Source organism: Nocardioides psychrotolerans (assembly GCF_900113685.1).
Taxonomy (GTDB): Bacteria; Actinomycetota; Actinomycetes; order Propionibacteriales; family Nocardioidaceae; genus Nocardioides; species Nocardioides psychrotolerans.
Genome location: NZ_FOQG01000022.1, coordinates 1 through 12,874 on the forward strand (window position 1 = coordinate 1; position 12,874 = coordinate 12,874).

Annotated in this window: 11 protein-coding genes and 1 riboswitch; of the genes, 6 read left to right on the forward strand and 5 right to left on the reverse strand. The window is 71.9% G+C overall.

The window, feature by feature from the left end:
• Positions 1–263: 263 nt before the first annotated feature.
• Positions 264–611: a hypothetical protein gene (locus BM204_RS19505; protein WP_091116923.1), complete on the forward strand. Its 348-nt coding sequence runs from the start codon at positions 264–266 to the stop codon at positions 609–611.
• Here the strand turns inward: BM204_RS19505 and BM204_RS19510 are convergent.
• On the reverse strand, positions 608–1,264 hold the full coding sequence (locus BM204_RS19510) for an FAD-binding oxidoreductase (RefSeq protein WP_091116926.1): 657 nt from the start codon (positions 1,262–1,264) through the stop codon (positions 608–610). The two genes, BM204_RS19505 and BM204_RS19510, sit on opposite strands and share 4 nt — an antisense overlap.
• A 47-nt stretch (positions 1,265–1,311) precedes the next feature.
• Entirely contained in the window at positions 1,312–1,932 is a 621-nt protein-coding gene (locus BM204_RS19515) for a sulfite oxidase-like oxidoreductase (RefSeq protein WP_091116927.1), read from the reverse strand.
• A gap of 45 nt (positions 1,933–1,977) precedes the next feature.
• Between BM204_RS19515 and BM204_RS19520 the strand changes: the two genes are divergently transcribed.
• The 5 genes from BM204_RS19520 to BM204_RS23025 all read left to right on the forward strand — a co-directional run bounded on the left by BM204_RS19520 (position 1,978) and on the right by BM204_RS23025 (position 10,084).
• Positions 1,978–3,198, forward strand: a complete 1,221-nt coding sequence (locus BM204_RS19520; RefSeq protein ID WP_091116930.1) for an MFS transporter — start codon at positions 1,978–1,980, stop codon at positions 3,196–3,198.
• Positions 3,176–3,305: riboswitch (cobalamin riboswitch) on the forward strand. Its footprint overlaps the gene before it by 23 nt.
• Positions 3,306–3,330: 25 nt before the next feature.
• Positions 3,331–6,933, forward strand: coding sequence for a cobaltochelatase subunit CobN (locus tag BM204_RS19525; RefSeq protein WP_091116932.1), 3,603 nt, complete (start codon positions 3,331–3,333; stop codon positions 6,931–6,933).
• A 21-nt stretch (positions 6,934–6,954) separates the two neighbouring features.
• Positions 6,955–7,686, forward strand: a complete 732-nt coding sequence (gene cobF / locus BM204_RS19530; protein ID WP_246166483.1) for a precorrin-6A synthase (deacetylating) — start codon at positions 6,955–6,957, stop codon at positions 7,684–7,686.
• A gap of 155 nt (positions 7,687–7,841) precedes the next feature.
• Positions 7,842–9,143, forward strand: coding sequence for a DUF445 domain-containing protein (locus tag BM204_RS19535; RefSeq protein ID WP_246166485.1), 1,302 nt, complete (start codon positions 7,842–7,844; stop codon positions 9,141–9,143).
• Positions 9,140–10,084: an Abi-alpha family protein gene (locus BM204_RS23025; RefSeq protein WP_218031336.1), complete on the forward strand. Its 945-nt coding sequence runs from the start codon at positions 9,140–9,142 to the stop codon at positions 10,082–10,084. The genes BM204_RS19535 and BM204_RS23025 overlap by 4 nt, the downstream gene beginning before the upstream one ends.
• An 18-nt stretch (positions 10,085–10,102) precedes the next feature.
• On the opposite strand, the gene BM204_RS19545 is transcribed toward BM204_RS23025, so the two are convergent.
• From BM204_RS19545 to BM204_RS19555, 3 genes are read right to left on the reverse strand one after another with little or no spacing between them, the layout of a single operon-like run.
• Positions 10,103–11,578, reverse strand: a complete 1,476-nt coding sequence (locus BM204_RS19545; protein WP_091116937.1) for an ATP-binding response regulator — start codon at positions 11,576–11,578, stop codon at positions 10,103–10,105.
• Positions 11,575–12,159: a hypothetical protein gene (locus tag BM204_RS19550; protein ID WP_091116938.1), complete on the reverse strand. Its 585-nt coding sequence runs from the start codon at positions 12,157–12,159 to the stop codon at positions 11,575–11,577. The genes BM204_RS19545 and BM204_RS19550 overlap by 4 nt, the downstream gene beginning before the upstream one ends.
• Positions 12,156–12,776 carry a hypothetical protein gene (locus BM204_RS19555; protein ID WP_091116941.1) on the reverse strand — a complete coding sequence of 207 codons (621 nt, stop codon included), beginning with the start codon at positions 12,774–12,776 and terminating at the stop codon, positions 12,156–12,158. Before BM204_RS19555 ends, BM204_RS19550 begins: the two co-directional genes overlap by 4 nt.
• Between the last annotated feature and the right edge of the window lie 98 nt (positions 12,777–12,874).

Consider the following 12,874-nt stretch of genomic DNA (forward strand, 5'->3'; position numbering starts at 1 on the left):
TCCCACCTGATGAGATGACAAACGAAACTTTCTTCGAGATATCTTCCGGCCCCTTGAGCTGGGGTCACGGGTCGGCTCACGTGGTCTCGACGTGCGCTCGTTGCTCGCCCAGCGGCGGGAGCTGGTCGGGAGTGTCGAGACCTCCCGCTCTGGGGCGCTTCCCGGCTCGCGCGGTCTCGCCGCGGCCGCGGCCCAGCCCAGCCCAGCCCAGCCCAGCCCAGCCGAGTCCGACCGGCCCAGCCCGGCGCGGGCTACGGTGCGGCATGCCGATCGTCGAGGTGACCTACGCCAGCGACATCGAGGACGACGCGCTGCGACGCCTGGCCGAGCTGCTGCCCCACGAGGTGTCGCTGGCGGTGGAGTGTCCGGAGGAGCCCTACGACCACGACCTGCAGCCGGGGGACGTCGAGCTGCGCTTCCGGGGGCGGAGTCCCTTCGACGCACCAGGCCTCGATGTGGTGATCGAGGTGCGGTCGACGTTGATCGAGAGCCGGGGGGTCGACCGGCAGGAGCGCGCCGAGCAGGTCCGGGCCGCGGCTGTCGAGGTGCTGGGCAGCCGCACCGTCGGGGTGTTCCTCACGCTGTCGGTCGCCGGGTGGGCGCAGGGCTAGCCTGAGGCGCCGAACTGCTCGACCCTGATTGCGTCGGCGCGCATCCCGGCCTCACCGAGGACACGTTGGGCGAAGGACGCGAAGCCGACCGAGCCGCAGACGTAGGCGCGTTGGACTCCCTCGACCAGGTCGACCAGCTCGTCTGGGTAGGGCGGAGCGGCGACGCGGCTGCCGAGGTTCTCCCGGGTCAGGGCGATCATGTCGGCGCGCCCGACGAGCTCGTCGTCGTAGGGCAGCTCGGGCAGGGTGCGGGCGACGACCACGACGCGCAGGAGGTGCTCGACACCGAGGCGGCGGGCGTGGCGCATCATCGCCACGACAGGCACGACGCCGGAGCCGCCGGCGAGGCAGAGCGCGGGCACGTCGCCGGCCCAGGTGAACCAGCCGCCGATCGGGCCGCGCAGCTCGAACTCGTCGCCCACGCGCGCCTCGGCGTGCATGAAGCCCGACACCTCGCCGTCAGGCAGGCACTCGATCATCAGCTCCAGCAGGGGATCGGCCGGGTCGGAGGCGATCGAGTAGGACCGCTGGGCGGTGTAGCCGTCCTCGGCGCGCAGCCGCAGCACGTAGTGCTGTCCCGGCAGGTGGTCGACCCGGTCAGCGACCTCGAAGCGCAGCCGCACCAGCTTCTCGGAGTCGCGCGTGACCTCCATCAGCCGCCCTGTCGTCCAGACCCCGGTCGGCGCAGCAGGACCAGCGCTCACGGGTCGCCCTGGTAGCGCTGCTCCAACCACGGGTCGCCGCGGTCGTGGTAGCCGTTGGCCTCCCAGAACCCCGGCCGGTCCCGGTCCATCAGCTCCAGCCGCGAGACCCACTTGGCCGACTTCCAGAAGTAGAGGTGCGGCACCAGCAGCCGGACCGGACCGCCGTGCGGCACCGACAGCGGCGTGCCGCCGACCTCCCACACGATCCACGCCCGGCCACCGCGCAGGTCCTCCAGCGGCAGGTTGGTGGTGTAGCCGGTCGAGGAGTGCGCCATCACGTAGGCCGCCTCGGGTCGCGGGCGCGCGGCGTCCAGAAGGGTGTCGACGCTCACGCCGGTGAAGGTCATGTCGAACTTCGACCAGGTCGTGACGCAGTGGATGTCTCCGGCGTACGTCGACCCGGGCAGCGCGTGCGCCTCCGACCAGGACCACGTGCGCTGCTCCTCCACGAGGCCGTCGACGGTGATCGACCAGTCCTCGGGCGTCAGTCGCGGCGTCGCCTCGGCGGTGAGCGTGGGCCAGTCCTCGCCGGAGTCGTACTGCCCGGGCGGGAGCCGGTCCCCGCGCGTCGCCCGGTCGCCGCGACGCTTGCCGGTGAAGCCTCGGGTGAACGCCATGGCGTGATTCTCGCTCATGCCCGCCGCGGTGGCATTCTGGAGGTGATGAGCACCAGCGAGACTCGGCTCCAGCGGCCTCTCCACCGCCCGGGCACTCCCGGCTTCCGCCGCCTCAACCTGGCCATGGGCCTGGCCGGGCTGGCGGCCTTCGGGATGCTCTACACCACGCAGCCCCTCCTGCCCGAGCTCAGCGAGGCCTTCGACGTCGGGCCCACCACCGCCAGTCTTACGCTGTCGGTGTGCACCGGCCTGCTGGCCCTGCTCGTCGTGCCGGCCACGGCCCTCGGCCAACGCTGGGGACGCCCCCGCACCATGGGCGTCGCGCTCCTGGTCGCGGCCGTGCTCACGCTCGCCTGCGCCGTCGCGCCGACCTTCGCCGTCCTCCTCGTCCTCCGGGCCCTGACCGGGGCGGCGCTCGCCGCGGTCGTCGGTGTCGCCATGGGACACGTCGGGGTGGAGGTCCACCCGTCGGGCCTCGCGACCGCGATGGGCCTCTACGTCGCCGGCAACTCCCTCGGCGGCGTCGGTGGTCGGCTCATCACCTCGGGGGTCGTCGACGTGTCGTCGTGGCGCTGGGCCATGGCCGCGCTCGGCCTCGCTGCGCTGGCCGCCACCGCCGGCTTCTGGCGTCTGCTGCCCGCCGGCACGGCCACGTCGTACGACGCCGGCGAGACGCGCGCCCGCCCCCGCGCCTACCGCGACCTCCTGACCGACCCGGCGATGCTCGCGGTGCTGCTGATCCCGTTCGTGCTCATGGGCGGGTTCGTCGCGACCTACAACTACCTGGCCTTCCGGCTCACGACCGCGCCCTTCTCGCTGCCGGTCGCCGTGGTCGGCCTGGTGTTCGTCACCTATCTCTCCGGCACGGCCTCGTCCGCCCTCGCGGGCCGTGCGGCCGACCTCGTCGGTCGCGGGCGCGTGCTTCTCGGCTCCGTCGTGGTCATGGGTGCCGGTCTCGCGCTGACGCTGCCCGACCACCTCGCGCTCGTCGTGCTCGGCCTGCTCGTCCTGACTGCCGGGTTCTTCGGCGCCCACTCGGTCGCCAGCGGCTGGGCGCCGGTGGTCGGTGGCCGCCACGCGAGCCAGGCCAGTGCGCTCTACGTCTGCTCCTACTACGTCGGCTCGAGCATCTTCGGTGCCCTCGTCGGCCTGAGCTGGCGCGCCGGTGCCTGGCCCGCGACGACCGCCTCCGTCGGCGCCCTCGTCGCCGTCGGGCTGGTCGCGTCGTTGGTCGTCGTGACCCGGATCCGCCGTGCCCTAGGGTGACGGCACACGTCTCGTGGCGCAGGAACCCGGTGAGACCCCGGGGCGGTTCCGCCACTGTGATGCCCGTCAGGGCACAGCCAGACACTGGCCACGGGACCTCCACCTACAGGGGCGAGAACCCCGGGAGAAACCATGCGCATCGCACTGCTGTCGACCTCCGACACCGACCTCCTCTCCGCCCGGGCCTCCGGCGCCGACTACGTCTGGGCCAACCCCTCACGGCCCGGCCACCAGTCGATGGCCGAGACCATCGAGGGCGCCGACCTGGTCCTCGGCCGCATCCTCGGCTCGCCCCAGGACCTCTGCTCCGGCTTCGCCCGGATCCGCCGGACCGGCATGCCCATGGTCGTGCTCGGTGGTGAGCAGACCCCGAGCGCGGAGCTGATGGAGCTCTCGACCGTGCCGGTCGGCACGGCGGCGGAGGCGCACCGCTACCTCGCCGAAGGCGGCCCGGCCAACCTGGCCCAGCTGCACGCGTTCCTCTCCGACACCGTGCTGCTCACGGGTGAGGGGTTCGAGCCGCCGGCCGCGCTTCCCGACTGGGGACTCCTGGAGCGCCCGCCGGTCGCGGGAGACCTGCCCCGCGTGGGGATCCTCATCTACCGCGCCCACCAGGCCAGCGGCAACACCGCCTTCGCCCACGCGTTGGCCGACGCCGTCGACGCGACCGGCCGCGGGGTCGGCGTACCGATCTTCGCCGGCTCCCTGCGCGCTGCCCCCGACGAGCTGTACGACGAGCTCGGCACGCTGGACGCCCTCGTGGTGACCGTCCTCGCCGCAGGCGGCAGCAAGCCGGCGACCGCGAGCGCGGGGGAGGACGACGAGTCGTGGGACGTCGAGCGGCTCGCAGCCCTCGACATCCCTGTCCTGCAAGGGCTCTGCCTCACCAGCAGCCGCGAGGAGTGGGAAGCCTCGGACGAGGGGGTGACCCCGCTCGACTCGGCCAGCCAGATCGCGATCCCGGAGTTCGACGGACGCATCATCACCGCGCCGTTCTCCTTCAAGGAGATCGACCCCGACGATCCCGCCGGGCTGCCTCGCTATGCGGCCGACGCCGAGCGGTGCGCCCGGGTGGCCGGGATCGCGGTCAACCACGCACGGCTGCGCCACGTCCCAGCGGCCGAGCGCAAGGTCGCGCTGATGCTCTCCGCCTACCCCACCAAGCACTCCCGCGTCGGCAACGCCGTCGGTCTCGACACCCCCGTCTCCACGATCCGGCTGCTGCGACGGCTGCGCGACGCGGGCTACGACGTCGGCGTCCCGGGCGACGTGCCCGGGCTCGACGAGGTGGACGACACGGTGGCCGGCGACACCTTGATCCACGCCCTGATCGCGGCGGGCGGCCAGGACCAGGAGTGGCTGACCAGCGCGCAGCTCACCGAGGCCCACGTGCGGATCCCCGCGGCGCACTACGAGCGCTGGACCGCCGACCTGCCGACGTCCCTGCGCGAGGAGATGGTCGAGGCGTGGGGCCCGGCGCCCGGCACGCTGTTCGTCAACGATGCGAACGAGATCGTGCTCGCAACCATCCAGGCCGGCAACGTGGTGCTGCTGATCCAGCCGCCGCGTGGCTTCGGGGAGAACCCGGTCGCGATCTACCACGACCCCGACCTCGCGCCGAGCCACCACTACCTCGCGGCCTACCGCTGGCTCGCCGCCGGGACCGACGAGGGTGGCTTCGGCGCGCACGCGGTCGTCCACCTCGGCAAGCACGGCTCGATGGAGTGGCTGCCCGGCAAGAACGCCGCCCTCTCGGCGTCCTGCGCCACCGACGCCGCGATCGGCAGCCTGCCGCTGATCTACCCCTTCCTCGTCAACGACCCGGGCGAGGGTGCGCAGGCCAAGCGCCGGGCCCACGCGACGATCGTCGACCACCTGATCCCGCCGATGGCGCGCGCCGAGTCCTACGGCGACATCGCCCGCCTCGAGCAGCTCCTCGACGAGCACGCCAACATCGCCGCGATGGACCCGGCCAAGCTGCCCGCGATCCGGGGTGAGATCTGGCAGCTGATGCACGCCGCGGAGATACACCGCGACCTCGGCCTCGACGAGCAACCAGATGACGCAGAGTTCGACGAGTTCATCCTCCACGTCGACGGCTGGCTCTGCGAGATCAAGGACGCCCAGATCCGCGACGGCCTGCACGTCCTGGGCCAGGCTCCGGCAGGCGAGGCCCGGGTCAACCTGGTGCTGGCCATCCTGCGCGCCTCGCAGGTCTGGGGAGGCGAGACCGCAGCGGTCCCCGGGCTGCGGGCCGCGCTCGGGCTCAAGGAGGGCGCAGAGGCCACGACCACCGTCGACGAGGTCGAGCAGCGGGCGCAAGCGCTCGTGCAGCGCATGGAGGATGCCGACTGGGACCCGGCTGCCGCGGCCACCGCCCACGACGACCCCGAGGTGCAGCGGGTGCTGGAGTTCGCGGCGACCCAGGTGGTGCCGAGGCTTGCGCGGACCACCGACGAGCTCGACGCCGTCCTGCACGCGCTCGACGGCGGCTTCATCCCCGCAGGCCCGAGCGGGTCACCCCTGCGCGGGCTTGTCAACGTGCTCCCGACCGGACGCAACTTCTACACCGTCGACCCGCGAGCGGTCCCGTCGCGCCTGGCCTGGCAGACCGGGGTCGCGATGGCCGACTCGCTGGTCCAGCGCTACCTCGACGACACCGGCACCTATCCCGAGTCCGTGGGCATCAGCGTGTGGGGCACCTCGGCGATGCGCACGTCGGGCGACGACATCGCCGAGGTGCTCGCCCTGCTCGGCGTGCGGCCCCAGTGGGACGAGGCGTCACGTCGCGTCGGCGAGCTGACCGTCGTGCCCCTCGACGAGCTGGGCCGGCCCCGGATCGACGTCACCGTGCGCATCTCGGGCTTCTTCCGCGACGCCTTCCCCCACGTGCTGACGATGCTCGACGACGCCGTGCGGATGGTCGCCGACCTCGACGAGCCCCACGACCGCAACTTCGTGCGCGCGCACGCCCAGGCCGACCTGGCCGAGCACGGCGACGAGCGTCGCGCGACGACGCGGATCTTCGGTTCGATGCCCGGTTCCTACGGCGCCGGCATCCTCCAGGTCGTCGAGAACGGCTCGTGGCACGACGACCAGGACCTCGCCGAGGTCTACACGGCCTGGGGCGGCTTCGCCTACGGTCGCGACCTCGCCGGCGTCGCGGCGCCCGACGACATGCGCACGAACTACCGGCGCATCAAGGTGGCGGCGAAGAACATCGACACCCGTGAGCACGACATCGCCGACTCCGACGACTACTTCCAATACCACGGCGGCATGATCGCGACCGTCCGGGCGCTCACCGGCTCGGACCCGCAGGCCTACGTCGGCGACTCCACGACACCCGACGCCGTGCGCACCCGCACGCTGCAGGAGGAGACCAACCGGGTCTTCCGCGCCCGCGTCGTCAACCCACGCTGGATCGGCGCGATGCAGCGCCACGGCTACAAGGGCGCCTTCGAGCTCGCCGCCACCGTCGACTACCTCTTCGGCTTCGACGTCACGACCGGCGTGCTGCACGACTGGATGTACGAGGCGCTCGCCCAGGAGTACGTCCTCGACGAGACCAACCAGGCCTTCATGCGCACGTCGAACCCGTGGGCCCTGCGCGGCATCGTCGAGAAGCTCCACGAGGCCGTCGACCGGGGGCTCTGGGCCGAACCCGACGCCGACGTGCTCGCTGCCATGCAGCAGGTCTACCTCGACCTCGAGGGCGACCTCGAGGACCGATGACGCGCCGGTGAAGGAGGAGTGGTGAGGAGGGTCCGGATCGTCGGCATCGGCATGGGTGTCGAGCACCTCACGGCGGAGGCCGAGACGGCGATCCGCGGTGTCGACTACGTCATCGCCGCGCAGAAGTCCGACGAGGACCCTCTGCTCGAGGCACGTCGCGCGCTGTGCCGCGACCTGGGCGTGCCGCTGGTCGCGGTGCCCGACCCGCCCCGTGACCGCGACGCCCCGGTCGACTACCCAGGTGCGGTGCGCGACTGGCACGACGCCCGCGCCGCGGCGTACGAACGGGTGCTGCTCGAGCGCGACGGCGATGCCGCCTTCCTCGTCTGGGGCGACCCGGCGTTCTACGACTCCACGATCCGCATCGTCGAGCAGGTCGCCGAACGTGGCCGCGTCCCCTTCTCCTACGACGTGGTCCCCGGCGTCAGCGCGCCCCAGCTGCTGGCGGCGCGCCACCGGCTCGTGCTGCACGAGGTGGGCCGGCCCGTGCTCTTCACGACCGGTCGTCGGCTGCTCGAGGACGTCGCGGCCGGGCACGACAACCTCGTCGTGCTACTCGACGGCCGGCTCGTGTGCGCGCTGCTCGACCCCGACACGTGGGACGTGTGGTGGGGCGCCAACCTCGGCGCGCCGGGGGAGCGGCTGGTCGCGGGCCGGCTCGGGGCGGTGCTGCCGGAGATCAGTGCCGCGCGCGCGGCGGCGGCCGCGGAGGCCGGCTGGGTGATGGACGTCTACCTGCTGCGCCGCGCCTGACGGCGCTGGTGGGCCGCTGACCTGCATCGACGTCGCCGACGTCACGTCCAGACCGCTGGTGAGATCCGGTCCGTGATGCGACACCAGGCACTACTCTCGGCCTCCAGGCCCTCATGGGGAGGGCTTGCGTCGACGCGTGCTGGACGGGGTGCAGTGTGGACTGGTTCAGCGACTGGGCTGGTGACATCCACTGGGTCGCGTTCGTGTCCATCCCGGTCTTCACCGGCGTCATCGGCTTCCTGATCAACTGGTCGGGCCTGTGGATGCTCTTCAGCCCCGTGAAGTTCCGCGGCATCACGATCCCCGGGATGCGCGAGCTCGCGACGGTCCTGCCGCGCAAGATCCAGGAGGTGCCGGGCGTCCTCCAGGGCGGCATCGGCTGGCAGGGCATCGTGCCCGCGCGGGCAGCCAAGATGGGCTCCATCGCCGTCGACAAGGCGATCGCCAAGCTCGGCACTCCCTCGGAGTTCTACCAGCAGCTCGAACCCGACCAGATCGCCGAGCACATCGTCACCGTCTTCCGGCCCGAGATCCCGCAGCTCGTCGACGAGGTCATGCTGCGCGAGCACCCGCGGTTGTGGCGCGACCTGCCGCGCCCCGTGCGCGACGCTGTCGTCGAGCGGGTCCAGGCCCAGCTGCCGGCCGTCGTCACCCGGGTGACGACCGAGATCGGCATCCACATCGACCAGCTGCTCGACCCCAAGATCATGGTGATCGACCACTTCCAGAAGAACCCCGCCCTGGTGGTGCGGATCTTCCGCGACTTCGGTCAACGCGAGCTCAACCTGATGGTGTGGTTCGGCTTCATCTTCGGCTTCCTGCTCGGCATCCCGGTCGCCGTCGTCGACAGCATCTTCCACCAGGCCTGGCTGCTGCCGGTCCTTGGCGTGGTCGTCGGCTGGCTGACCAACGCGCTGGGCATGTGGCTGATCTTCGAGCCGACGGAGCCCCGGCGGATCCTCGGCATCAAGGTCCACGGGCTCTTCCTGCGCCGCCAGGACCAGGCGGCCGAGGTCTACGCCCAGATCATCGCCGAGGACGTCATCACCCTCGAGCGCATCGGCGACTTCCTGCTCGACGGTCCGCGGGGTGACCGGACTCGCCAGATGTTGGCCACCGCTCTACGCCCCGCGATCGACAAGGCCGCCGGACCGCTGCGCGGTGCCGTGCGGGTCGCGGTCGGCGCCACCCGCTTCGACACCATCCGTGACTCCGTCGCCCGGGAGGCGGTCGGCCGCACGCTCACGCCGTTCAAGGACCCGGTCTTCAGCGCCCGGCAGGCCGAGAAGATCCGGGTGCTCATCGCGCGCCGCACCAAGGAGCTCCCTCCTGCCGACTTCGTCGACATGATGCGCTCGGCCATCAAGGAGGATGAGTGGATGCTCTACGCACACGGGGCGATCATGGGCCTGGCCGGCGGCTTCCTGCACCTGTGGATCTTCGGGGTCGGCTCGTGACCGACAGCCGCCACGACGGCACCCCGGAGGAGGGCACTGCTGAGGACCTCACCGCCGACGTCTGGACCTCGGCAGGGGAGTCGCTGCCCGGGCTCGCCCGGGTCGCGGCCTACGCCGCACTGCACACGACCGAGTGGGGGGTGAAGACCTCCGCCAGGGCGTGGCTGCGCGTCGGCAGGGCGGTCACGCACCCCGACGAGGCCGCCTCGCTGGCCCGTGATGCCAGCAAGGCCATGGTCGTCGTGGGCGACCTGGCCCGCTCGGTCTCCTCCGGCACCCCCGTCGCGAAGGCGCTGATGTCGGCGAGTGAGTCCCTCGGCGGACTGGTCGAGGCCAGCAGCACCGAGACCGCCAACGGTCACGTCGTGTCGTCGGGCCCACCGCAGGCCAGCCTGCGCGAGCTCGGCCAGCAGCTGCTCGACCGCTCCCGCGACGTGTGGAACACCGACGAGGGTCACCCGGCCTACGAGCGGATCCTCACCGAGCTCGCCCCCGACGAGGCGCGGATCCTGATGCTGCTCCTCACCGGCGGTCCGCAGCCCAGCGTCGACGTCCGCACCGGCGGCCCCATCGGGATGGTGAGCAGCCAGCTGATCGCGCCCGGCCTGACGATGATCGGCGCCCGCTCCGGGGTCAGGTACGTCGACCAGGTGCCGGCCTACCTCAACAACCTCTTCCGCCTCGGCCTGGTGTGGTTCTCCCGGGAGGCGCTGCGTGATCCCATGCCCTACCAGGTCGTCGAGGCTCAGCCCGACGTGCTCGCGGCGATGCACTCGGTGAAGTTCGCCAAGGTCGTGCGCCGCAGCATCCACCTGACCCCGTTCGGCGAGGACTTCTGCAAGACCTGCCTGGTCGAGGAGGAGACGCTCGCGGTGGCGGCCTTCCCCGAGCACGGCGTGCCACCCGAGGTCGCCGACCCGCGCGACCCCGCCCCGGGGTGAGTGCTCCGGACCGAGGGCTCAGCAGGCGAGCAGCTTGATGGTGAACACCGAGCCGTCGTGGGTGCCGCCCGCGTGGCCGACCTCGCCGTTCTGCGCACGGGCGAGGGTCTTCACGACGTAGAGCCCGAGGCCGGTGCCGCTGGCGACGGCGTCATTCGCGCGCGCGAACTCCTGGAAGAGCCGGTCGGTGAACTCCTCGGGCACCCCCTCGCCGTGGTCGACGACGTCGATGCACACCAGCTCTTCCTCGGCGCGCACGTGGATCGAGTACGGCGCCGCGCCGTACTTGTGGGCGTTGCTGAGGAGGTTGGTGAGCATCTGCTCGAAGCGCAGCGGGTCCGCGCGCACCGAGCGGGTGTCCTCGACGGAGACCTCCACGTCGTAGCGGTCGGCGATCGCGCCCTCGATGATCGTGCGCGGGTCGACGACCTGCATGTCGATGCGCAGCGTCCCGCGCTGGATCTGGGCCGCGGTGAGCAGGTCGGCGGTGATCGAGTCGAGGATCCGCGCCTGCCGCGCGACCGAGCCCATCAACCGGTCGCGCTGGGCGTCGTTGATCTCGGCCGACTCCCAGCCCATCGTCTCGGCGATGCCGCAGATCACCGCGACCGGGCCGCGGATCTCGTGGGCCGTGGTCGCGATCGCCCGCCGCAGGAGGCCGACGTCCTCGGCACCGGAGTCGAGGTAGACCAGCACCGACCAGCCCGTACGCCGGAGCGTCGCCCGCACGCGGCCGCCGTCGACGTCGACCTCGAACGACGCGTCGGAGTCGAGGCGGTGGAAGGAGACGAGCTGGGAGAGCTCGGCCGCCGTCATGCTCAGCGGCATGCCGATCGAGGCGGCTCCGAGCAGCCGCAGCGCCATGCCGTTGGCGTGCATGATGCGGAAGAGCGGCTCGTCGGCCAGCTCGATGATGCCGTAGGGCGCGAGCTCCATCGCCTCCCAGGCCGAGATGTGCGCGCGAGATTCGACGGGCGCCTGGGCGCCGGGCGGGGCTTCCGGGACGGTGGCCTTCGTTGACATGGTGGGCCTCTCTGCCAGGGTCTCGGCCTGGACGGCGCGGCTGCTGCTGGGGACCACGGACAGCGTCCGGGCGGGCTTGCGGGATTCACCCGAGGCGATGTCACGGACGTAGTCGAGGATCGTGGTGAGAGGAGCGCCCTTCTGGACGTAGCCGTCGGCCCCGGCGGCGACGGCCCGGGCCGACATCTGCTGGGCGCCGAAGCCGGAGAGCACGACGATCTTGGCCGTGGGGCACAGGCGACGGATCGTCGGCAGTGCCTCGATGCCGTCCATCACCGGCATCGCCAGGTCGAGCAGGATCACGTCGGGACGGTGGGCCCGGACGACCTCGATGCCCTCACGCCCGTCGCCGGCCTCGGCGACCACCTCGAAGCCGCCCCGCGTCAGCGCGAGCCTCAGGAGCTCGCGCAGGTCGGGGGTGTCGTCGATGATCACGACGCGTCGTGGCCGGGTGGTGGCGAGTGCGCTCATGGTGAAGGCCTTTCGGGGGGAAGGTCGGCCGGGGCGCTGCGGAGCAGCTGGATGGCGAAGTGCTCGCTGCCGAGCAGGTTGGTGATGATGCGGCTGGCGCTGTCGATCGAGGTCGTCAGGGCCGCGTTGGCCTTCACGGTGTCGTCGAGGTCGAGCGCCATCTTGGCGACGACGAGGCCCTGGAGGACGCTGTCGTTGAGCTCGAGGGCCTGTTGCTCCCGCTGGCGCAGGTCCTCGAAGAGCTGGGCGCCCTGCATGAGCGAGGAATAGTTGCGACGCAACGTCCAGTAGTAGACCGCGACGGCGGCTCCGACGATGTCCCAGATCGCCAGCGGCCAGCTCCAGGCGGCGCGCATGGCCAGGCCCTGTTCGTCGGCGAGGCCCAGAGACGGCAGCAGCATGTGCACCGGGTGGCTGCCGTGGTGCACCGCGCAGGTGAAGAAGATGGCGGCGGTCGCGGCACCGAGCGGGTTGGTGCGCAGCTGGTTGCTGCGCGCCAGCGGGACGACGATGGCCAACGCGATGAGCAGGTAGGCGAACGCGATGACCGTGTTGGCCACCAGGCCGATCTGCCAGGTCATGAGGTTCCTTCCGGTCGACGGCGCCCGGCGCCGAGCAGGTGCACGCACGTGCCGACCACGAGCAGCTCCCAGCCGGCACAGGCCAGGTCCCACGGGCCGACGGCCTCGGGGGTCGGCATCAGTCCGCCCGGGAGCCCCCACACGCGGGTGGTCAGCCACAGGGCGAGGATCGCGCTGTTCCCGACGATGCCTGCGACCAGCAGGCGCGGGGTGCACCACGTGGTGACCAGCGCCGCCCAGGTCAGCTGCCCGAGCGCGGCCAGGGTGAAGAACAGGCCGAAGAGGGGGTGCTCGGCGAGGTGGTGGGGACCGGCCGCGGCGTGGATGGCGGCCGCGGCGCCGCTGGCGAGGCAGGCAAGCCGTAGGGCTCCGGGCAGGACGCCGCCGTGCTCGTGAGCGGGCGAGCGCCGCGAGCGCGGGGATGGAACCGTCGTGCGTGGCAGGGTGAGGGTGCCGGAGGCGACCGCGTGGCGCAGCGCGAGGACCCGCAGGTCGTGGTGGTCGCGGGGGACGACCGGCTCGGCGCGGAACCGGCCGAGGGCGTGCGGGAGCAGCACCACGGCCAACGTGAGCAGCCCTCCCACGACCAGTGCGTAGTGCACGGTGTGCGCAAGCATGCCAGCGCCGGTAGACATTGCTGTCACCGTCGTTCCCTCCCCACGCCGCCTCCCCCGGCAGCGTGCTCCGCTCTTCACGGTAAGGGAAGGTGCTCGGG

Coding starts and splice junctions, on each gene's coding strand:
- BM204_RS19505 (WP_091116923.1), top strand. CDS start 264: ATGCCGATCGTCGAGGTGACCTACGCCAGCGACATCGAGGACGACGCG.
- BM204_RS19510 (WP_091116926.1), bottom strand. CDS start 1,264: ATGGAGGTCACGCGCGACTCCGAGAAGCTGGTGCGGCTGCGCTTCGAG.
- BM204_RS19515 (WP_091116927.1), bottom strand. CDS start 1,932: ATGGCGTTCACCCGAGGCTTCACCGGCAAGCGTCGCGGCGACCGGGCG.
- BM204_RS19520 (WP_091116930.1), top strand. CDS start 1,978: ATGAGCACCAGCGAGACTCGGCTCCAGCGGCCTCTCCACCGCCCGGGC.
- BM204_RS19525 (WP_091116932.1), top strand. CDS start 3,331: ATGCGCATCGCACTGCTGTCGACCTCCGACACCGACCTCCTCTCCGCC.
- BM204_RS19545 (WP_091116937.1), bottom strand. CDS start 11,578: ATGAGCGCACTCGCCACCACCCGGCCACGACGCGTCGTGATCATCGAC.
- BM204_RS19550 (WP_091116938.1), bottom strand. CDS start 12,159: ATGACCTGGCAGATCGGCCTGGTGGCCAACACGGTCATCGCGTTCGCC.
- BM204_RS19555 (WP_091116941.1), bottom strand. CDS start 12,776: ATGCTTGCGCACACCGTGCACTACGCACTGGTCGTGGGAGGGCTGCTC.